This is a genomic window from Gemmatimonadaceae bacterium (assembly GCA_036496605.1).
Lineage (GTDB): Bacteria > Gemmatimonadota > Gemmatimonadetes > Gemmatimonadales > Gemmatimonadaceae > AG2.
On the sequence record DASXKV010000029.1, the window covers coordinates 43,259 to 64,323 of the forward strand.

At 62.5% G+C, this 21,065-nt stretch carries 18 protein-coding genes; 2 read left to right on the top strand and 16 right to left on the bottom strand.

Features of this window, described 5'->3' with window-relative positions; genetic code table 11:
- Nucleotides 1–150: 150 nt before the first annotated feature.
- Entirely contained in the window at nt 151–1,128 is a 978-nt protein-coding gene (locus tag VGH98_09565) for a YncE family protein (GenBank protein ID HEY2376206.1), read from the bottom strand.
- Between the two features lie 202 nt (nt 1,129–1,330).
- Between VGH98_09565 and VGH98_09570 the strand changes: the two genes are divergently transcribed.
- Complete coding sequence (locus VGH98_09570) at nt 1,331–2,827, top strand: hypothetical protein (GenBank protein HEY2376207.1); 1,497 nt, start codon at nt 1,331–1,333, stop codon at nt 2,825–2,827.
- On the opposite strand, the gene VGH98_09575 is transcribed toward VGH98_09570, so the two are convergent.
- Genes VGH98_09575 through VGH98_09585 form a run of 3 tightly spaced genes read right to left on the bottom strand, consistent with a single transcriptional unit; the run spans nt 2,768 to nt 7,944 of the window.
- The gene (locus tag VGH98_09575) at nt 2,768–5,278 is read right to left on the bottom strand and encodes a hypothetical protein (GenBank protein ID HEY2376208.1); all 2,511 of its coding nucleotides are present in this window, start codon (nt 5,276–5,278) and stop codon (nt 2,768–2,770) included. The two genes, VGH98_09570 and VGH98_09575, sit on opposite strands and share 60 nt — an antisense overlap.
- A 45-nt stretch (nt 5,279–5,323) precedes the next feature.
- Entirely contained in the window at nt 5,324–6,493 is a 1,170-nt protein-coding gene (locus tag VGH98_09580; GenBank protein HEY2376209.1) for a glycosyltransferase family 4 protein, read from the bottom strand.
- Nucleotides 6,493–7,944 carry a hypothetical protein gene (locus VGH98_09585; GenBank protein ID HEY2376210.1) on the bottom strand — a complete coding sequence of 484 codons (1,452 nt, stop codon included), beginning with the start codon at nt 7,942–7,944 and terminating at the stop codon, nt 6,493–6,495. Before VGH98_09585 ends, VGH98_09580 begins: the two co-directional genes overlap by 1 nt.
- 163 nt (nt 7,945–8,107) lie before the next feature.
- Here VGH98_09585 and VGH98_09590 point away from each other — a divergent pair, with 163 nt between their 5' ends.
- On the top strand, nt 8,108–9,160 hold the full coding sequence (locus tag VGH98_09590; protein ID HEY2376211.1) for a hypothetical protein: 1,053 nt from the start codon (nt 8,108–8,110) through the stop codon (nt 9,158–9,160).
- Here VGH98_09590 and VGH98_09595 read toward each other — a convergent pair.
- From VGH98_09595 to kdsB, 12 genes are all read right to left on the bottom strand, one after another.
- Nucleotides 9,150–9,287 (bottom strand): hypothetical protein, encoded by a 138-nt coding sequence (locus tag VGH98_09595; GenBank protein ID HEY2376212.1) that lies wholly within the window; start codon nt 9,285–9,287, stop codon nt 9,150–9,152. The genes VGH98_09590 and VGH98_09595 overlap by 11 nt on opposite strands.
- A 72-nt stretch (nt 9,288–9,359) precedes the next feature.
- Complete coding sequence (locus VGH98_09600) at nt 9,360–10,235, bottom strand: lysylphosphatidylglycerol synthase domain-containing protein (protein ID HEY2376213.1); 876 nt, start codon at nt 10,233–10,235, stop codon at nt 9,360–9,362.
- 74 nt (nt 10,236–10,309) lie between these two features.
- A complete protein-coding gene (locus VGH98_09605) occupies nt 10,310–11,335 on the bottom strand; it encodes a glycosyltransferase (GenBank protein ID HEY2376214.1) in 1,026 nt (341 codons plus the stop codon).
- Between the two features lie 5 nt (nt 11,336–11,340).
- The gene (gene rpoN / locus VGH98_09610; GenBank protein HEY2376215.1) at nt 11,341–12,801 is read right to left on the bottom strand and encodes an RNA polymerase factor sigma-54; all 1,461 of its coding nucleotides are present in this window, start codon (nt 12,799–12,801) and stop codon (nt 11,341–11,343) included.
- Entirely contained in the window at nt 12,798–14,120 is a 1,323-nt protein-coding gene (gene lptB, locus VGH98_09615) for an LPS export ABC transporter ATP-binding protein (protein ID HEY2376216.1), read from the bottom strand. The genes rpoN and lptB overlap by 4 nt, the downstream gene beginning before the upstream one ends.
- Nucleotides 14,117–15,457, bottom strand: coding sequence for a hypothetical protein (locus VGH98_09620; protein HEY2376217.1), 1,341 nt, complete (start codon nt 15,455–15,457; stop codon nt 14,117–14,119). The genes lptB and VGH98_09620 overlap by 4 nt, the downstream gene beginning before the upstream one ends.
- Before the next feature lie 14 nt (nt 15,458–15,471).
- Nucleotides 15,472–16,038 carry an LPS export ABC transporter periplasmic protein LptC gene (lptC, locus tag VGH98_09625; protein ID HEY2376218.1) on the bottom strand — a complete coding sequence of 189 codons (567 nt, stop codon included), beginning with the start codon at nt 16,036–16,038 and terminating at the stop codon, nt 15,472–15,474.
- On the bottom strand, nt 16,035–17,000 hold the full coding sequence (locus tag VGH98_09630; GenBank protein ID HEY2376219.1) for a KpsF/GutQ family sugar-phosphate isomerase: 966 nt from the start codon (nt 16,998–17,000) through the stop codon (nt 16,035–16,037). The genes lptC and VGH98_09630 overlap by 4 nt, the downstream gene beginning before the upstream one ends.
- Nucleotides 16,997–17,632 carry an HAD hydrolase family protein gene (locus VGH98_09635; protein HEY2376220.1) on the bottom strand — a complete coding sequence of 212 codons (636 nt, stop codon included), beginning with the start codon at nt 17,630–17,632 and terminating at the stop codon, nt 16,997–16,999. Before VGH98_09635 ends, VGH98_09630 begins: the two co-directional genes overlap by 4 nt.
- Nucleotides 17,629–18,498, bottom strand: a complete 870-nt coding sequence (gene kdsA / locus VGH98_09640) for a 3-deoxy-8-phosphooctulonate synthase (GenBank protein HEY2376221.1) — start codon at nt 18,496–18,498, stop codon at nt 17,629–17,631. Before kdsA ends, VGH98_09635 begins: the two co-directional genes overlap by 4 nt.
- The gene (locus VGH98_09645) at nt 18,482–20,149 is read right to left on the bottom strand and encodes a CTP synthase (protein HEY2376222.1); all 1,668 of its coding nucleotides are present in this window, start codon (nt 20,147–20,149) and stop codon (nt 18,482–18,484) included. Before VGH98_09645 ends, kdsA begins: the two co-directional genes overlap by 17 nt.
- Before the next feature lie 5 nt (nt 20,150–20,154).
- The gene (gene kdsB / locus VGH98_09650; GenBank protein HEY2376223.1) at nt 20,155–20,907 is read right to left on the bottom strand and encodes a 3-deoxy-manno-octulosonate cytidylyltransferase; all 753 of its coding nucleotides are present in this window, start codon (nt 20,905–20,907) and stop codon (nt 20,155–20,157) included.
- Nucleotides 20,908–21,065: the final 158 nt, after the last annotated feature.

The following is a 21,065-nucleotide window of genomic DNA, read 5'->3' on the forward strand; positions in this document are numbered from 1 at the left end:
ACCACCCTCTTTCAATGCTTGGTGGGGGAATCGGTTCGCTTGCAATGCGAGGCGCGGACCGTGCTGCGATGCCTCGCCTGCGTTCGCCGTGAAAACTGGCACGGCTGGCGAGTGATCGCCAGCCGTGCGACACCACAGAGTGTCGACCAATCACTCGATAACTGTCACGAATCCCGACTCGTTCGATACCACCGCGCGCTTTCCTGTCTCGTCGAACGCTATGCGACGCGGGATACCACCGATTGGCAGGGTCGATAGCTTGCTTCGCGATGCCCGATCGACAATCCAGAGCACTCCCGCCGAAGGGCTCGATGCATAAAGCTGCTTGCCGTCGGGCGTGAGCATGAGACCAAACACCGATGCGCCCATCGAGATCTGCGTGGTCTCGCTGCCGGTTGTGGCGTTCAAGACGTGAATGACGCCTGCAGATTCATCCGCTACGTAGAGTTCTCGTCCATCCGGTGATACCACAATGTCCTGCAGCGTTCCCGAAAGCTGGATCGAGCGCACTGCGGTATTGCTCCGTGTATCGACGACGGTGATGCCACCGAACATTGCTGACACATAGAGCATATTGCCGTCGGGAGATTGCGCCAAACCGTTAGGCGCACCGCCAACGGTTAGCGACGCTTCTACCGAGTGGCCGGGCAACGAGATCACGCCGAGACTGCCGCTCGACGCCGTCGCGTAGACGTGTTTTTCGTCGCGCGAGGCGAGCACCCGAAACGTGGTCGACGGTCCGTTCACCACTCCGGTCGATTGCTTCCCCGTGAGGTCGACGAACTGCACGTTCCCGTCCATCTGATTGGTCACCGCCGCAGCGGCGCCGTTGGCGAAGAGCGTGATACCGGTCGGAACACTGCCGACGTGAATGGAGTCGACGACGCGCGCTGCGGCTAGGTCAAGGCGAACGATCTGCGCGCCGTCGAGCTGGGTGACCACGGCTGTTGTTCCGGCGACGCCAATGCCGTAGGGCCTTTGACCCACGGCGATGGTGGCCGCGATCACGCCACCCGGGTGTGTTGTCCCGTTTTGGCGTGGCTCGGTGGATCCGCTACATGCAGCGACGGAGAAGAGCGCAGCCGCAGCAACGAGTGACAAGGATTGCTGTTCACTAGCTACGCGCATGTACAAGCCTCCTAATGGGGTGACTCGATTTGCGGCTAACACGGCTGGCGTGACCGCTCGCACGCCGTCATGTTATAATGTCGCGGCGCCTGTCGGTTTGATAGCACATTTCTGCCCGCATCAACCCGACGAAGCGCTGATCGCGATCCGACAAATTTCGAGAGATCTCGACCGCCTGAACAGCCTGAAAGTGGAGTTTTGCATGCGGCAAACTTTGAACCGCAATTTCGTGTCGGTCGCGTTGGTGGTCGTTGTCGCCGCGTGTGGATCTTCGAGCTCGCCTCGGCTCACCGGACCGGCGACGCTAACGGCGCGACAGCCGCTTGCGACCTTGGGAACCGTCGGTGCTAGTCTCACGCCGGTACCGACATTCGTTGTTAAGGATTCGGGCGGGCGTCCGCTTCCGAATGTTTCCGTGTCGTTCGTGACGAGCGTCGGGTCAGTCGTTACGCCAACGAGCGTGTCCACGGACGCGAACGGCGTCGCCTCACCCAGCGCATGGATTCTTTCTTCTCGCCCGGGATTTGCTTCGTTGACCGCGCTGGTTTCTTCGCCGCCGCTCTCCACGACGGTGAACGTAAGCGTTGGTGCCGGACCTCCAAGCGTCCTGTCGATCCAACCATCGCTGATCTCGCTCGGCCTCACCGATACGACCACGCTCACTTCGTTCGTGACGGACGCGCAGCAGAATCCCCTCGCGGGTGCTCCCGTGACATATACGTCCTCGAACACGGCGGTCGCAACGATTTCCGGTAGTCGAGTAATCGCTCATGGCGAGGGGAATGCTGTCATCACCGGCAGCGTAACAGGCACTGCGGTAACGGCCACCGTCCCTGTGAGCGTCGTGCCGAGATTTGGACATCTCAGCGGGCGACCTTTTGGAATCGCTTACGTCGCCGGGACGCCGGGATCGATTCTCGTCTCCTCCCTCGATGTCAACTCGGTCTCCTTTGTGAATGCCGGATCGTTCGCCGTCGGAAGTTCTGTTGGCGTATCACAGACCCCGAGTGATGTTTTCGTGAATGCACAGGGAACAGTCGCGTTTGTGTCCGCAGTAGATGGGCCGAATGTCGCAGAAGTGAATATCGCCTCAGCGAGCCTCCTGCAGAATCTCGCTGATGGCGGTTCGGCGCGTGTGCTACTCTCGCCTGACGGCTCACAGCTCTACGTGGGAAAGAATGGCGGATTAGACGCCTTCATGCTGTCCACCGCCACGAGGACGGCGTCACTCCCGCTCGGTACCCAGGTCAATGGCGTGGCCGTGTCGGCCGACGGTTCAACGCTCTGGGCCTCGGAACGGTTCAGCGCGAAGGTGTTCCGCATCAACACCGCGACGATGACGGTTACCGATTCACTCAACGTTGGCGGCATGCCGGAGGACATCGTCTATCACGCCGCGAGCGGCAACATCTACGTCGCGAACGAATCGGGTTGGGTGGACGTCCTGAGTGGTAGCAACCTCTCGTCGGTTACTCGATTCAGCGGTCTCCCTGGCGCGTTCGCCCTGCGGCTCACCGCCGATGGCTCGAAACTGTACATATCGGCCAGTTCGGCGGGTCAGGTGTATGTCGTCGATCGCGCGACGGGCAGCATCAGTAGGACGTTGATTGTTGGTGGCATCCCGCGCCGCATGGTCTTCCTACCGGACGGACGTGCCGCGATCGCCAACGAAGCCGGTTACGTGAGTCTTGTACAATAGACCCCCGACTCCTATTGCGATGAGCGCGGCGAGCATTGAAGCGATGGTGATCACCTTGCCGCGCTCGTAAGCCGGATCTTCGTAGCGAAGCTCTACGGAGCGTGCGCCAGTTGGCAATTGGACGCCGATGAGATTGTAGTCCACGCGGTCCGTGAGCGCCGGTTTCCCGTCTGCTGTCGCCCGCCAGCCAGTGAAATAGTTCTCCGAGACGACGAGCGCTGCTCCTGCCGGCGCCGGCGAAACAAGCTGCAGCTGCATCCTACCCGGTGAATAACTCCGAACGTTAACCGGCACCGCGAGTGGCTCGGGCAGCGCTTTGATCTGCTGTCCCGGAATCTTCGATGTTGTGTCGAGAATGGCTACCCGAAGGGGGTCGAACTCCTGCTTTCGCACGACATCGAGCGTCTGATCCTCCGGGGCCTTCACGAACACCGGTGCAAGCCAGGCGAGCGGATTGTCGCCGGCCACTCGGTACAAATAAACCGGAGTGCCTTGCGCATCCTTCACCGGTCCAACGACGCGTTCCATCGGCGGAAGCCCGAGCTGAACCGTCAACTCGTGAATGAGGCTGCTGTCGGCGTTGGTGTAGAAGAAGCGAATATTCTCGTGGCGCCAGAACGCCGGACTCAAATAGATACGTGGATCATAGCCCGTCGTGCTTGATTTGCCGGCGAGCAACTGGTATCTCCCGATCTCGTTGCCGTGATAACCGAGCGCCTGTCTGACGTTATGCACCATAAGCCCATCGCCCTCGAGCATGACGTCTCCGCTGGGTGGGTTGCCAAGGGGCATCGCCAGTACGCGGCCGGGTTCACGCTGCGAGTTCACATAGTCGATCGCCGCGTCGGACGCGTAAAGCACAGATGCTCTTGGCGAGAACATCCAGTACTGCTTCTCGACGCTGAAGAGGTCGAGCGCGATGAGCGCGACCACCAGCCATCCGGCGAGGCGCGTCGTTAGGCGCTCCCGATCGAGTAGCCACACCAGTCCCGCCGCAAGGCCGACGACGAGGAAGCAGCGCCACGCCCCAAGAATGACCGCCGTGCTATTGCTGGCAATGAACGCGTCGAGCTGATCTCCGGCCCAGGAAGCTGCAATCACTTGCGCCACGTTGGTCAGCGCGCCGACCGACGCGAGCGCGGCAATGACCACCGCCGCAATCAGCCAGCCGACTGCATATCGCACGGAGATGCGGCGCTCCAACAGTTGCTCCACGCCCAGCGCGACCAGCATGGCGACCGAGAATGCGATCACGAACAGCATCGTACTCGGCGCACGGAAGAACTTCGTCCCCGGCACGATCGCGTAGATCAAACGATAGAAGGGCGTATTGCCGCCTAACGCCCAGAGCAGACTGACAATGAACGTTCCGATCCAGAACCAGCGGAACGCCTTCCGTCTGCTCGTCAGGCCCGCGCCGGCGAGCAGCAGACTCGCCGCGCCGAGATACTCGCTATGCAGATGAATTCCATTACGACCCCAGTAGCGCGAAAGAATGCCGCTGAACTCGGGCAAGTAGGTATTGATCAGTTCCTCGATCGGCAGCGAGTACGTCGTCACGTAGGCGTAGTCGCGACCACCTGCGCGCGGGGAGAACGGTACGTATTCCATCACCGGCAGATACTGCACCGAACCCATGAGGGCGCCGAGACTCACCGCGCCGAGCGCCAAACCAAGTCGTCTGACGGCAGTTGCGCGATCGAGCTGGACGACCGATCCATCGCTGGCCTCGATATGCGCGAACGCGAGGTACAGCGAGAATGCTCCGCACCCGAGAAGCATGTACTGTAGCAGCTGCGGGTGGGGGCTCAGCACGGCGAGTCCGATGACGAGCGCGAGGACGCCCCACACCCAGTGCCGGCCGTCGCGGATCCCTCGAACCAACATCCAAAGAGCAAGCGGAAAGAGTGCGCTAACGTAGAGCTTTCCGTCATGGCCTGGCGAGACATACGCGGCGATTGGACCGCACATCATGTACGCCACACCGCCCGCCAGCGCCGGGATGAATCCCAAGCCCCACGCGCGCAAGAAGCCGAAGGTAAAGAAGCCCGCGAGAAAAATGTGGATGATGAAGGACCACGTCATCGCGACGTCCGTGGGCAACAACGCGCGTAGCAGGAACGTGGGATAAAAAATGTCGCCGTGCATGGCGGCGACGTAGGGCAAACCGCCGAAGAGATATGGATTCCACAGCGGGATTCCCTGCCCCGCCTTGAGCGACATAGCCGCGAAGTTTCGAACGGCGTACCCGCCCGTGTACTGATCGCTCATCGGATTCACGAGGAATCGACCGCTGAGCGCGGGAAACGCCAACGCCAGAGTGCAGAGAGCGAGAACGAGCGCGGCGAGCGCGTATTCGTGGCGAGGTGCAACTGCTATCGCAGCTACAACTTTAGGGGTGCGCTTGGTTTCCTTCGGAGGACGCGGCGCGGCTCGCTGTGGCGTGGCCATTTATCGGTTCTCGGGTCTAGCTAAGGCAGAAGCTAACGGCGACGCTCAACCGCGGCGATGGCGAACGGCGTCAGAATAGATAGACGCGTAGCGGGCAGCGACCGCATCAGGACTGAACTTCGCGATCATGAGAGCGCGCCCTCCCCTGCCTAAACGCGCGCGCTCGTCTGGATTTGTCAGAAGTTCGTCAAGAGCCGTAGCGAGCGCCTCGATGTTCCCTGGTTGAACGAGCACTCCGGTTCGCCCTGGCACGACCGCGTCTGGAACACCACCAGAATCGAACGCCACCACCGGCGTCTCGCAGAGAAGCGACTCGATTGCGGTGAGACCGAGTCCTTCGTCGAGCGCGGGAATCACATGCACTGCGGCTTCACGATACCGCTCGGCCAGATCCGCCTGTGACAGGAGTGGCAGCCAGTTGATGCGGTCGGCGACGCCAAGGTCCTGCGCCAATTCTCGTAGATGAGCATCGTCGACGCGTCCGGCACCAACGACATCCACCGAGGGTCGCGTCCGCATAATGGCGAGGGCGCGTAGCAGATGGTGAAGTCCCTTCTGCTCAGTCAATTTACCGATGAAGAGGAGCCGGTTCTCGACGCGTGCGTTGCCGGGATGGAAGAGACCCGGCACAACAGGCATCGGTGCCACGATCGGATTCGCCTTCGGTGCCAGCTGCGTGGCTTCGCGCGCGAGCCAGGACGAGACGGTCGTCAGCGCATCGGTAGTACGCGCGACGAAGCGGAACGCGCGCGCACCTCCGAGGACATCGCGGGCGAGACGCACGTCCGAGCCATGCAGTGTCGTCACAAGTGGCCGCCGGGCGAGCGCGCGCAGTCCCGTTCCGATGATTCCTCCGGGAAACCACCAGTGCGCGTGGACAAGATCGAATTGGCCCGTTCGCAAGAGGCGTAGCGACTTGGCGAACGCGGCGGAGAGGAGTCCCGCCATCGCGATGCGGCCGCGCCAGGAGCTGCGGACCTGCACGCTCATCATTCCGCCGTAGGCGAGGGACTCCATGCCGCCTGGCGCATAACGATAGCGGTGGACGCGGATTCCCTCGATGATCTCGTGGCTCGTCAAGCCCGGCGCGGAGGGAGCAAGGACCTCGCTGTCGATGCCGTGATCACGGAGCGCCGTGGCGAGGCGAAGGATGAACGACCCGACCGGATCGTTCTCGTATCGCGGATAAGCGTGTGCGATGAAGAGCGCACGCATCACGAGTGTGGCGAGGGTTGTTCGGCGAGGCGCGCTCCGGCGGCATTCTCCAGACCGAGCGCGTATTGCGGCGCCGGCTCGGTCGTGTGAAAGCGCACGGTGCCGTCGGCGGCAATCGCCGTAGCGCGGGCGGCACGCCGCGCGCGCCGCCAGGCAACGATCTGCCCCGTCGTTGCGAAGAAGGCGTGCATCATCGCGAGTCGGCTGACGAGGTTCCCGTAGGCATCGGGCGCGCCGGGAAAGCCGAGGGCCGTCGTGAGATTGGGATGCCAGATGCCGCACCAGAGGCCGTCGACTGCACGCGTCGTCTCGGCCAGATCCAACGCGTCGGCGATCCAGGCGTCCGGCGACTCGATGCGCCGGTACTTACTCAACGCGCGGTCCATCCACGTGAACGGAATCTCGTCGATGTTCAGCGAGCTCTGATCACTCTCGCTCCACACGGGTACGACGTCGGCGACGCCGAGCCGAAATCCATTGCGATCGGCGAAGCCGAAGGTCGAGTCGTGGTTAAATCCAGCGGTGGCCATCGCCCGATGGGTGACGCCCGGTCGCATGCGCAGATAATGCTGGCGAACGCCGTTAGGCATGGCACCCGCGATCGCACCCAACCGCTCTCGTTGGGCGCGGAAGCGCTCCGCATCGAGGTACGTCTCGAAGCTGCCGTGAAGCTCGACGCCGTGGCCGGCGGATGCGATGGCGGAGATGATACGGCGGGCGGCCGGCGACTCAGGGACATAAGTCAGATCGCCGGCGCGCATTGTCGCGAACGTCGGGGTCCCACAGAGGATGAACCATGTCGACTTCACGTCATACGTGCGTTCGGCCTCCAGCACGCTCGCCACGCCCTGCCACACGGGATTGCCAACGGCAGAACCGAGTGCGGCGCGAATGATCGCGCCGATGCGACTAAAATCTCGCTTACGTGCCAGCTCGACGATACGCAATCCGGTGAAAACGGGCCAATGCGCCACGACGTCGAGATCGTGACTCAATACTACAGCCCAGCGCTTGCCATTTGGCCATGGCGCGAGCAGTCGCAGGGGTCTTCGGCCAGCGACAGCGACGACGGCGCGCCGCAACTCGACGGCGGCGAGGCTCAGGACGGGCGAACGCTCGTGGCCCGAGGTCACGAGGTCGTTGTCCTCGGCACGCACGCGGCCGAAACGGTCATAGATCGTTGCGTGCTGCTCGCGCGCCGCGCCGGCGATCGATGTCACCAGCCGGAGCACCGAACGAGGCACCGTTACTTGACCGTCGCCGCGCTCGATCCACCAACCGCGAGCGAGACACGCGGCGAGTGTCACGGCCTCCTCACCATCGACTAGACGGAGACGCACGATGTCGCCGTTCCCCGCGAAACGCAGGACGCGCGACAAATCGAGGAGGAGCTCGAGCCCGAATCGCTCGGCCGAGCCGCGTGGTTGAGATTCCGGGTCGAGCGCGAGCATCAGAGTCGCTCCCAAGCTGACCGGCTATGGAACAGGGCGCAAGTGCGCGCCAGATCCGTCGACGTATGGTGATGGATCATCCATCGCCGCGAGCAAGACGGTGGCGTACTTGACTCGTCGGCGCGTGGCGGCCCAGACTTCGCGCGGTCCCTTACCTCGCCGAATGATTCCGAAGAAGCGAATTCCCTTCAGGCACCTCATCCTCTTCGGATGGATGCCAAGCGCCCTGAAGGTGTGGGCGTATCGGCATCTGCTCGGCTATCGCATCGGCCGCGGTGTACGCATGTCGTTTGGCGGTGTGGTGGTCGGGAAGAACGTCAGCCTTGGTGATCACGTCGAGATCGGGTTGCTCGCGGTCGTCATGGGCCGGACGATCGAGATCGGGCGTCACTCGAGCGTGGGAACGATGAGCTACGTCGCGTGCGAGAAGATCACAATCGGCGAGGACGCTCGCATTCGCGAGCAGGTTTATGTGGGGGGACCGCAGCTGCCCGAGTCGAGTTTCACGCTCGGCAGTCGGACGATCATTCTCCAGATGGCGTACATCAATCCGACGAAGCCGGTGACGATCGGCGACGACACGGGGATCGGCGGCCATTGCCTGATTTTCACCCACGGCGCATGGCTGAATGCGCTCGACGGCTACCCGGTGAATTACGAGCCTGTGACGTTAGGCAAGAGCGTGTGGCTGCCCTGGCGTGTGTTCATCATGCCGGGCACGACGATCGGTGACGGCTCGGTGATCGGCGCGAATTCGCTCGTGCAAGGTACGATCCCGCCGTGCAGTCTCGCGGTCGGTTCGCCTGCGAAGGTGATTCGCTCAGCGCCGGATTTTCCACGACGATTGAATGCCGAGCAGCGCGCGGCGAAAGTAGCGGAGATGCTGAGCGAATTCGACCGGTATGTCATGTATGAAGGGACACGCATCGAGGCGAATGGCGCGGAGCGCACTTATCATCGCGACGGGAGGCGCTGGCGTTTGGTTTGGCGACGCGGCGCAGGCCAAGACGTCCCGCTCGACCGAGGTGACACGCTGCTGACGGAAGTCGCGCTCGACGACGCCGAGCGCCGCGCGCTGGGCGAGCAAGGCGCGTACTGGCTGGATCTCGCTGGAAAGAGCCGAAGCGAGTCGGGGAGTCCCCTGACCGAAGAGATCGCGTCGTTCCTCGCCCGGTATGGGATCCGGCTGCCGCGTGTGCCCACAGCTAGTGGATGAAGCGCCGGAAGCCCGTCTGGTCGGCAACGATGACAGTACCATCGGCGGCAATCGCGATGTTACGAGGATCGCCACCGGTGTTGATCGTCTTGTAAACTTCGCGCGTGGCGACCTCGACGACTTTCACTGCTCGACCGTTTGCCAGGACGACGTAGAGATAATCGGTGCCAATCGGCGCGGGCGTCGTGTCAGGCGGTAGTCATGACCGCCGAACGAGGTAAAGGAGTCCCGGCGTGACCTCGAGCACCGTGAGCCAAAGGCGTGAGGCAACCGTGATGACGGCCGCTTCCGCGGGCGTCCCCAGCTTGAGGGCGACGAACACGGTGGTCATCGCCCATTCGCGGACGCCGAGACCGCCGGGCGCGGGCAGCGCGAGATAGCCCACCAGATAAGAGAGTGTGAATGTCGCGACGTACGCCGCCCAGCTGCCGCCGGCGCGGCCGACGACGGCCACGGCGAAGAGCTCGAATGCGACGCCGTAGAGGAGCCAGGTAATCACGTAGCCTGCGGTACTTTCCCACACCGCCACCGCAGGGATGGAAAGCGAGACCGTCCGCTTCATGACACGGCCAACCAGAGTTGCGGCCCACTTCACGGTGAGTGGCGCGAGCAGCAGCGCGAGTAGGAGTATGACCGTGGCGGCCATCACGGCGCCTTGCGTGCGAGCGCCGAGCGCTCGTAAGGACTGCGTTCCGAGCGCCAGCACAACGACGAATCCTGCGACGACGTTACAGACGGCAACCATGATCGCGGAGCTACCGGCGACGGCGAGCGAGACCTGCTCGCGACGCATCATCGTCGCCATGGACGTAAGCTGCCACACTTTACCGGGAACGTACTTTCCCAAGTTTGAAACGAACCAGACGCGGGCAGCGAGGGCGAACGACACCCGCGCTCCGGAGCGCGCGAGCAGGCGTCGCCAGATCTCGACGAGTAGTCCGTAAGTCGCGAGCACGACAAGTGAAGACAGCCCGAGCCATCCCCAATGCAACTCGATATTCAGCTCGGCGGCGGAGGCGTCGCGCCATTGTCGCCAGATCGTCCACGCCGCGAAAATGACGAAGGCGATGGCCAATGCGTACTGGGCAAAGCGCCAGGCGATGCGCCTAGCGCCTGGCGAAGCGGCAGCGGGAGGGTCGCCCCTGGCGGTCAAAAGCCGGGGCGATCGCCGGTGGGGCTCTCCGACGACGAGCCAACCGCCTCATCCAAGCGGCGGCGAAGCTCGCGCATCTCCGCTCGCTGACCGGCTATCTGCTCCCCGAGGAGTCCCGCGGCGCCAAAGACACCGCCGAGGATGAGACAAGTTTGGATGATCGTCCACACCCAGCGCTGGCCGACGTCGTAGATCCAGAGGCGCGCCAGCGCCAGAAGTCCGGCGAGCACACCGACAACGAAGATCACCGCGCCGAGCATCCCGAAGGCAAGCAACGGTTTCTGAGCAAATCGCAGCTCGAACCACACCGAGAGCATGTCAAGCACGCCGATCGGAATCCGATGCCAGCTCGCGAACTTAGAGCGACCCGCATGGCGTGGATAGAGCGGCACCGGGACTTCAGCAACCGTGAAACCCTGCGCGGCGGCAATCACGATCATGTAGCGGTGCCAATCCGGCCGCACCGGCAGAACTTCCATGATCTCGCGTCGATAGGCCTTGACGCTGTTGAGATCCTTGACCTTCACGTCGAACAACAGACGGCTGAGTCGGTTGTATATCCCGGACACCAGCGCCTTCTCGTACTTCCCTTCCTTGAACCCCGTGACCATGTCCGCTTCGTCGGCGAGAATGGGTGCGACGAGATGCGGAATGTCTTCGGGCTTGAATTGCAGGTCGGCGGGATAGAAAACGAGAACTCGCCCACGTGCGTGCAGATAGCCGGTACGAAGGGCGTCAGCGATGCCGCGGCGGCTCCGATGCCGCGCGAGTTTCAGAAATGGATAGCGCCGAGTGAGCTGCTGGAGAACCGGCCAAGTGTCATCCTCCGAGCCATCATCGATAACGACGACCTCGAAGGAGACGTTAGGCACCGAATGAAAAGTCGCGTCTGCCTGTTCCATGAACAGTGGCAGATTCTCCGACTCGTCTTTGGCGGGGACGAGGACGGAGACGTCGACGATCGAGGGGCGAGGGGCTAGGGGTGTTGGGGCTAGGGCGGGCACGGTGGTACTCGCGGTCATGCCGCTCACACCCGCTTGCGCATGCGTGCGGAGAGCACCCCGAGTTGGTCGCGATACTTCGCGACGGTGCGTCGGGCGATCTGGACGCCACTCTCCTTCAGAATGTTGACGATCGCCTGATCCGTGAGGGGATGCTTCGGATCTTCCTCGGAGACGAGCTTCTCGATCTGCGCTTTGATGCCCCGAGCGGAAACGTCCTCGCCGGCGGTGGTCGAGAGACCCGATGAGAAGAAGAATTTCAACGGCAGGACGCCGCGCGGCGTCTGCACGTATTTCTCATTGGTGACGCGGCTGACCGTCGACTCGTGCATATTGATGACTTCGGCGACCTCGCGCAGCGTGAGCGGCTTGAGGTACTGCACGCCCTTCTCGAAGAAATCGCGTTGCCGGTCGACGATGTAGTTCATGACCTTGAGCATCGTCTGGCGCCGTTGCTCGATGGCCTGAATCATCCAGTTCGCGGAGTTGAGCTTGTTCGAGATGAACTCCTTGCTCTCGCCTTCGAACTTCTTCTTGTCGCGGGCGATCTCCTGGTAGGCCTTGCTGAGCTTGAGTCGCGGGAGATTTGCGTCATTCAGAAAGACGTGATAGCGGCCGTCGATCTTCTCGACAATCAGATCAGGGATGATGTAGTTGTCGCTGGCACTGCTATACATCAAGCCCGGCTTCGGATCGAGCTTCTTGATCTCGTCGGCGGCGCGTTGGACGTCTGCGGGACTGATGCCGAAGCGCTTCGAGATCTCGCTCCAGCGGTGGTTGATCAGCTCGTCGAAGCAATCCCGAACGAGCCGAAACGGTACCGACTGCTCGAGCCCCGCCTCGCGAAGCTGAAGCATCAAGCACTCGCGCAAGTCGCGCGCGCCAACACCCGGCGGGTCGAGGCTCTGAATGACCGTGAGCATTTGCTCAACGTCGCCGAGCGCGTAGTGCGGTATTTCTTCGAGATCAGGGTTGAGCTCCTCGGCGACCTTGGTGATCGTTTCGTTGATGCTGATGAGGATATCGTTCAGCGGACACGCGAGATAGCCATCCTCGTTGATGTTTCCGATGAACTCCTCGGCGAGCAGCTGCTGGCGCGCTGACAGCTCGAGCAGAGTGATCTGGTCGCGCAGGTGATCGGAGAGGTCGCGCGTGTCGACCGTGACGGGCTCATAGTACTCGCGCTCTTCGTGCTCTTCGCGGCGGCCACCGGCGTCGAAGCCGTCGAGCAGAATCTCTTCCCAGTCGATCTCGTCGTTTGCCTTGTCCTGTTCAGTCGCTGCTTCAGTTTCGGGACTCTCCTCCTCTTCCTCTTCCTCTTCCTCCATCTCGACCATCTCGAGGAAGGGGTTGTTCAAGAGCTCCTGCTTGAGATGCTGTTGGAGATCCAGCAGCGGCATATAGAGCAGATCCATCGCCTGATAGAGGCGTGGGTTGATCTTGAGTTCCTGTTTGAGCTGCGTGCTTTGCTGGAGGCCAGCTTTCATTGTACTTCCGATCCTCCATGACCGTGAAATGGCGGTGGTCCAGTGGGCCTAACCGGAGCCGGCAGGCCGCCGTTTGGTTCGCCATCACGCCCGTTGCCATCGGTGTTCGAGAAGCGCGCGCGCAGTCGAGCGGTCAGCGTCGGGCCGAGATAGATGTCCGCGACAGTATCGTCAAAAACCAGCTCGCGGACTGTCCCGGAAACCTTTACCTGGCCATCGAACATGATGTACGCGCGATCCACAATGTCCAGGGTTTGCTCCACGTTATGGTCGCTGATCAACACACCGATTCCACGGTGACGCAAATTGGCGACGATGCTCTGAATATCATGCACGGCAATCGGATCGACGCCAGCGAAGGGCTCGTCCAACATCATGAACTTTGGTCGCGAGACGAGCGCTCGGGTGATCTCGAGTCGTCGCCGCTCGCCGCCGGACAGAGCGAATGCTTTGCTCTGTCGAAGGTGCTTGATGCTCAGCTCGTCCAGTAGCGTTTCAAGACGCGTTCGCCGCTCGGCACCGGAAATCGGCAACGTCTCGAGGATCGCCAGGATGTTGTCCTCCACCGAGAGCTTTCGAAAGATGGAGGGCTCCTGGGAAAGATAGCCGACTCCGCGTCGCGCTCGCTTGTACATCGGCATGGTCGTGATATCCACACCGTCCATGCTGATGTGCCCTGCAAAGGGCTGGATCAACCCCACGATCATGTAGAAGGTGGTGGTCTTCCCCGCTCCATTCGGGCCCAGCAATCCGACAATCTCCCCCTGTTGCAATCGGAGGGCCACGTCGTTCACAACCTTCCGGCGACGGTAAATCTTTACGAGACCGGAAGCTTCGAGCACGCTGACCTTGGTCTGGGCGGCTTCGCGCTTTGCCGGCGTCGCTCTGATTGCCGCAAAATCCTTCGCCGGCGTGAGGTGCTCACCGGTCTGGCGGAGCGTCGCCGCCACCTCACGGCGCTTTTCCTGAATCGCGCGCCAGTAAGTCTCGGTGATCCGAATCTTCGCGTCTGGCGTGCTGAGGCCGCTCTGCGGCAGAACGATTACCCCCTCGGAAACGAGGCGCGGGAGGACGGACGCGGCGAGGTGCTTTCTCACTTCGTCGAGGCTCAGGCGGCCTGCCTCTCGCTCGGCGTCGCGCCCGTCGGCGCGCATTGCCGCGAGGTGGTCGTCGCGATAGATGATTGCGGCCTGATTGAAGTCCGAGCAACCCGCGGAATCGGCGGCGATGATCAGCGCGTGCAGCGTGAGCGCGAGCGAGCGGTCGCCGTGCTTGGCGTGATCCAGAAGTCGCTTGAGCCGCTCCGGAATATCGCTCATGGACGACGCACTCCCGGTACGGCGCCGGGCCGCCCCGGCGGTCGCGCGGGAGGCCTCGAATTCGGGCGCGTTTTCGTCGTGTCCGCCGATGGCTCGATGAAGATGCCCGAGACTTTACCATCGACGGCGATCTGCGCGACTTTCTGCTCGTTGAAGTCGATCGTGATCTTGTGTCCCCTCACGTAATTGATCGCGGGTCTGTGCAACGACGTGTCTTGCGGCGCCATGTGGTAGAAGGCTTCCGCGCTATCCGTCGATATGAGTTTGCGGATCGCGGGTCCTTTCGTGGTGTCGACGGGGGGTATCGTATCAAACAAGGCGACGATGGTATCACCGCGAAGCCAATTGGTCGTGTCGGGCTTGAACGCCGTCGAATCGGCACGGCCCTCCGCAAATGCCTTGTGCAACGCATGCACCTCATGCACTCGCTGACCCGGCATCTGCACGTCGAGTGAATCGGCGATCATGTTTTGCGTTGGCGACAAGGCCCGCGCCCGGCTCTTCCCCCATGCGAATGCGCGCTCGAGCGAATCTGACTTGATGCGGAGGTCGATCGTGTCGGCGGTGAGCGTAAGATCCTGGCTGTTTGCCTGCGCGCGGGCGCGCGCGATGACGCGCTCGAGCTTCTTGTCCTTCGAGAAGAGATCGATGTTCACGCCGATGAGCCGAAAGGGCCGGCCGTGTGTGCCGTTGACGATCGGGTTGCGCATCAACTGCATGATCTCGGTGCCGGTGTTGATGAAAGATGAATCGGCGCTCGCGTTGACCTCCGGCCGGGTGATGACGACGTTGCCGGAGCCGTAGATCAAGCTATCGCCGTCCATGAAGATCGTGTTGGCGACGACATCGATGGGAGGCTGCTCTTTTCCCGACGTGTCGCGCTGGACGATCGTCACCGTCGGACGACCAGTGGCGAGCGTTTGGGCTCGCGTGCGAATACGTGGAACGAGACGCTTGTAGTCGACCTGTGGCCCCTTGAGCGTCGATCCACTTGGGAGCCGAGCATTCACGTTCCCGGCGGCGACGATACGCTCCTCAGCCGTGTAGTAGGTGAGGTAGTCCGACGTCATGCTGAGGCGCGGCTCGTCGTAGCTGACGTGCCCGACGAGGAAGTCGCGCTTCTCGTCGCCATAGAGCTCGGCGCTGTCGGCCTTGAGGGTGATCTGCCGGCTGGGGCAGACGACCAGCAAGCCTCCCCCGACGAAGGTGTTGTACTCCTTGCTCGGCAGCTGAAGGTTGTTGACCCGCGTGTTCGGCAGCTGCTTCATCGTGCAGCGCGTTCGCTCCTGTGCGCGAGCTGTCGTCGCGAGTAACACGAGCGTCGCTGCGATGGACACTGACGCACAACGCATCAGGAGCCGGGCAGCGTAATCGGCGCGCTGCCGCCGCACATTCGCAAGCACTTGAAGTGCGTGAGATTCGGATCCGCCGTAAACCCTATTCCGCGCTGCTCCCGTTCACCCGCTTTGACTTCGAACGTCGTATCACTTGTGACTTCGTTGCCGAGTTGATTGAACTTGACATGCGGCGACTTAAGCGTTTTTCCATCGAGCGTCGTGATGACGACGTTGCCGAAACCTTCGAGAATCTGCGTGCGGGTGTCGTAGATGCCGCGATTCGCGCGCATCGTACCGTTAGGCACACCCGTTTCGGTATTGAACTTCACGCGCGCGTTGCGGAAATCGAATTTCGTCTGGTCGTTGTAGACGTACATCGTATCCGCTTGCAGCTCGCCTTTCTGAACGCCGTTCGCGGTCAGCAAAGTACGCACGCCATAGCCAATTTGCTCGGCCGTGTCGGCGTCGCCACGGGGACTCACCGGTGGACCTTTGGGCTCGTTGCAGGCTCCGGCGGCACCCACCGCACATCCGACGGCGAGACATAGGGTAAGGTGCCCAACGCGCGTCGACTGCATCATACCACGCGCGCTCGCATCATATCGTGCAGATGTACGACTCCCACCAGTTCCTCTCGCTCGTTCACGACTGGCATTGCCATGATACCGATTTGCTCCATGCGATAGACGACGGCGCTTGCGAGCTCGCCGGTACGCGCCAGCTTTGGAGTGCGAGTCATGACACCGCGTACCGGAGCCGACAGGAAGTCATCGCTGCGCTCGACCAGCCGGCTAAGGTCTCCGGCGGTCAATACCCCGTCGACGTGAGTTCGTGCGTCAACGACTACAGCGATCCCGCGGCGCTCCGCAATCATGACGATTGCCTCCCGCATCGTGTCTCCGTTGCGGAGAATAGGCAGTTGATCCCGCAGCATCACTTCCTCGACCTTGGTGACGAGGGAGCGACCCAGGGAGCCTCCCGGGTGGATCCGCGCGAAGTCTTCGCGGCGAAAGCCCTTTTCCTGGAGGAGAGCGACGGCAAGGGCGTCCCCGAGGGCGAGCGCGGCGGTCGTGCTCGTCGTCGGGGCGAGGTCGTGCGGACAGGCCTCCTCTCTGACGCTGGCGTCGAGGACGACATCGGAGTGCCGAGCGAGAGCAGATTTCACGTCTCCGGTGATCGCGATGGTGCGAACGCCAAAGCCCTTCAGGTGTGCCAGGAGAGCGAGCAGCTCGTCGGACTCCCCGCTCTTGGAGATGAGGATCGCGACGTCCTCGTTGCCGACGATGCCGAGATCGCCGTGGACGCTGTCGACAGGATGAAGGAAGGTCGCCGGCGTTCCGGTAGACGTTAGCGTTGCGGCGATCTTACGGCCGACGAGACCTGACTTCCCGACGCCACACACTATCAAGCGGCCCTTGCACGCGTGCATGAGCTCCACGGCGCGCGCAAATTCGTCGCCGAGGCGCTTCTCCATCGCGGCAAGCGCGTCCCGTTCGAGCCGAAGCACACGTCGACCGCGCTCGAGAATCTCGTCGCGTTTCATCGTCGCTGACCACGACCAGCGCGAGAGCGACGCTTCGACTTCGCGCCGCGCCGGCCATCGCTTCCTTCCACTGACCGTTCGGCGACGTACGCCTCGGTCAGCGTTTCCCACTCACCGCGCGCTTTGAGCAGTAGCTCGGCGAATTCACGAACGGCTCCGCGGCCGCCACCTCTCGAGAGCTGAAATCGAGAGACGCTCAACACTTCGGGAACCGCGTTAGCCACAGCGACGGGCAACCGCACGGTGCGCATGATCGCCAGGTCGGGAAAATCGTCGCCGATGAACGCCGTTTCGTCTGCGCCGATTCCGTGACGCTCGAGGATTCTGCGCAGGGCGGGCAGCTTGCGGGCGTACGAATCCTGGGCGACATCCTCGATCTCGAGTTCGGAGGCGCGAAGCCTAACGCTGTCCGAAACGCGACCGGTGACGATGGCGACGCGAATGCCTGCTTTGCGGAGGAAGTGAATCCCCAAGCCATCCTGAATATCGTAGCGCTTGAATTCGAGCGGCGTCCCGTCGACCGCGCCGAGGTAGATGCCACCATCGGTGAGTACGCCGTCGACGTCGATACCGACGAGACGAATCGCTCGCGCGGTCGCGGCGTCGACCGCCGATGCCGTCTGCGGAGTCATCGCTTTGCGAGCTCCCACAGCTGAATCAGTCGGTGCACGAGTGCATCGAGCTTGTCGAGCGGGATCATGTTCGGGCCGTCGCTTGGTGCGTGGTCCGGATCGGGGTGCGTCTCCATGAAAAGGCCATCGGCTCCCGCGGCGACCGCGGCTTGCGCGAGCGGTGGAATGAACTCCCGCGCGCCGCCACTGGCTCCGCCGAACCCCTTGCCCGGCTGCTGGACGCTGTGCGTTGCGTCGAAGACTATGGGCACGTTGCACGCGGAGCGCATGCGAGCGAACGAGCGCATGTCGACGACGAGATCGCCATAACCGAAGAACGTGCCGCGTTCCGTGAGAGCGATTTCAGGAGTGGCGAGTGGCGAGTTGCGAGTGGCCAGTGCTGCGGACTCGCCTAACGCGGCTGCTCTGACTTTCTCGACGGCGCCCTTCATTCCCTCCGGGTGCATCCATTGTCCCTTCTTGATATTCACCGGTTTTCCGGTCGCGCCAGCGGCGACGAGGAGGTCGGTCTGGCGGCAGAGGAAGGCCGGTATCTGCAGGACGTCGACAACCTCGGCAGCCGCCGCGCATTGCTCGGGGAGATGCACGTCGGTCAACACGGGGAGTCCAGTCTTGTCACGTACGCGCGCCAGCGCTGCGAGACCCTCATCGAGGCCTGGCCCGCGCGTGGCATCCTGATTAGAGCGGTTCGCCTTGTCGAAACTCGCTTTGTAGATAATGCCACCCGGGACGCGCTCGGCGAGGCGGGCTAGGTGCTCGCCGACGCGAAGATTCAGCGCGTCGGACTCGAGTACGCACGGACCGGCAATGAGAAATAGCGCATCGCTGCGAAAGCGGACCATTGCCGCGTCAGTCTGCTGCTTCAACGAGTGGGCGTTCTCCAGCGCGGCTCTCACGACGTCGGCTGGCCTTCGCGGCGGCGGCGATGAAGCCGGCGAACAGCGGGTGCGGACGCGTCGGTCGCGACTGCAGCTCGGGATGGAACTGACAGCCGATGAACCAGGGATGCGAGACGAGCTCGAAGATCTCGACCAGCTGGCCATCAGGTGAGAGTCCACTCAACCGCATTCCATTCTGAACGAAGAGATCGCGATAGCGATTAGAGACTTCGTAGCGATGGCGGTGGCGCTCGCTCACCTCAGCCACGCCGTACACTTCGGCGGCGCGGGAGCCACGCGCGAGGCGGCAAGGATACGCACCGAGGCGCATCGTCCCGCCCATGTCGGTGACGTGCTGCTGCGACTCCATCAAAGAGATGACGGCGTTATCGCATTCGGGAGCGAACTCCGAGGAATGACTGTCCTCGAGATGGCACACGTTGCGGGCGAACTCGATGATGGCGGTCTGCATGCCGAGGCAGATGCCGAAGAACGGAAGTCCTGTCTCGCGGGCAGTGCGAATGGCCTCGACCATCCCTTCGACGCCACGTACGCCGAAACCGCCCGGCACGAGGAGTCCATCATAGCCAGCGAGTAACGACGCGGCGACATCAGGTCCGGTGAACGCCTCGCTCGAGATCCAGTTCACTTCCACGCCGACGTCGTTCGCGATGCCGCCATGAATCAGGGCCTCCAGCACGCTCTTGTAGCTGTCCGCGTAGTCGGTGTATTTCCCGACGACGGCGATACGAACTTGCTTATGCGGCGTGAGTACACGCTGAACCAGCTCGCGCCAGCGGGAGAGGTTCGGCTCCGCGGTGTCGAGGCCGAGCTTCTGCACCACCTTCGCGTCGAGCCCCTGTTCGTGAAAGACGAGGGGAATCTCGTAGATCGTGCGCACGTCCGGACTCTCGATAACGGCCCCGAATTCGACGTTGCAGAACAATCCGATCTTGCGCTTGATCTCGTCGGAGATCGGCCGCTCGGTGCGGACGATGAGGAGATCGGGCTGAATTCCGATCTCCATCAGCTCACGCACCGAATGCTGCGTCGGCTTCGTTTTGAGCTCGCCCGCGGCGGCGATGTATGGCACCAGCGTCAGGTGAATGAAGATCGCGTTCTCGCGGCCGATGTCGTGACGGATCTGACGAATTGCCTCGAGGAACGGTTGGGACTCGATGTCGCCGACCGTGCCGCCAACTTCGACGATCACGATATCGTTCTCGGGCCCCACGCGACGGGCCGCCCCTTTGATCTCGTCGGTGATATGCGGGATGACTTGTACCGTAGATCCGAGATACTCGCCGCGACGCTCCTTCGTTATGACGTTGAGGTAGATCCTGCCGGTCGTCACGTTGTTCGCTTGCGAGAGCGATCGGTCGATGAAACGCTCATAATGTCCCAGGTCGAGATCGGTCTCGGCGCCGTCGTCCGTAACGAAGACTTCACCGTGCTGGAACGGCGACATCGTACCGGGATCGACGTTGAGATATGGGTCGAACTTGAGCATGGTGACGCGCAAGCCACGGTCGACGAGCAATCGCCCCAGCGATGCGGCGGCGATGCCCTTGCCGAGCGATGAGACCACGCCCCCGGTCACGAACACGTATTTCGTCGTCTGCGATCGCGTCGAGTTCATCAGGGTTATTCCTCGAAATCGTTCCAATCAGCGTTTGCTCGTGTTAGATCGTCGGCCGTATCGATACCGATGCGCGGCGCTTCATCTACTAGGGCGACACCCATCGCCAAGCCGGCAGCGAGCGGGCGAAGCTGCTCGAGGCGCTCGATCTGTTCGAGCGGATGCGGCGGTAGAGAGACCCATCGCGCTAGCGCGTCACGCGCGTAGGCGTAGACGCCGATGTGCTGCCAGACTCGTGTGCTGCGCAGGTGTGCCTCCGCCGCGTCACGCAAGAACGGAATGGCCGCCCGCGAAAAATACATCGCTCGGCCATCATCGGCAGCGACGACCTTCACGACGTTGGACTCGTCCAGAATGGCTTCCGGTGCGAGTGCCGCCGCGGTTCCCAGCGGAAACGCGCCTGAGGTGATTTGCCGCACCGCGCCGCGCACCGCCTCCGCGCTCACGAACGGCTCGTCCCCCTGCAAGTTGACGATCGCCTCGAAGCCGCGAAACTCCGGACGTGAAGCGACTTCGGCGACGCGGTCGGTACCGGACGGATGATTCGGTGAAGTGAGCAGTGCCTCTGCACCGTGGGGCCGAACGGCTTCGGCGACCTCGTCACTATCGGTGGCGATGACGCACCGGTCGGCGAGCTGCATGGACTGAACGCGCTGCCACACTCTGACGATCAGTGGGAGTCCAGCGAGGAGTCGAAGGGGTTTTCGGGGGAGGCGGCTCGCACCCAGTCGGGCTGGGATCACGGCGAGCGTCTTCACGCGCGGCGCTCGGGGCGGATTGGGGCCGCGTCAGTCACGATGGGCAATGTATTTGAGAGGGACGGGGGATGCAAATCCGCCTTGTCATTTGTTAGCGGCCAGCCACCAAGCAGGGGACGTTGGATACATCGGCCGCTACGCTCCCTCAGGACGACCGT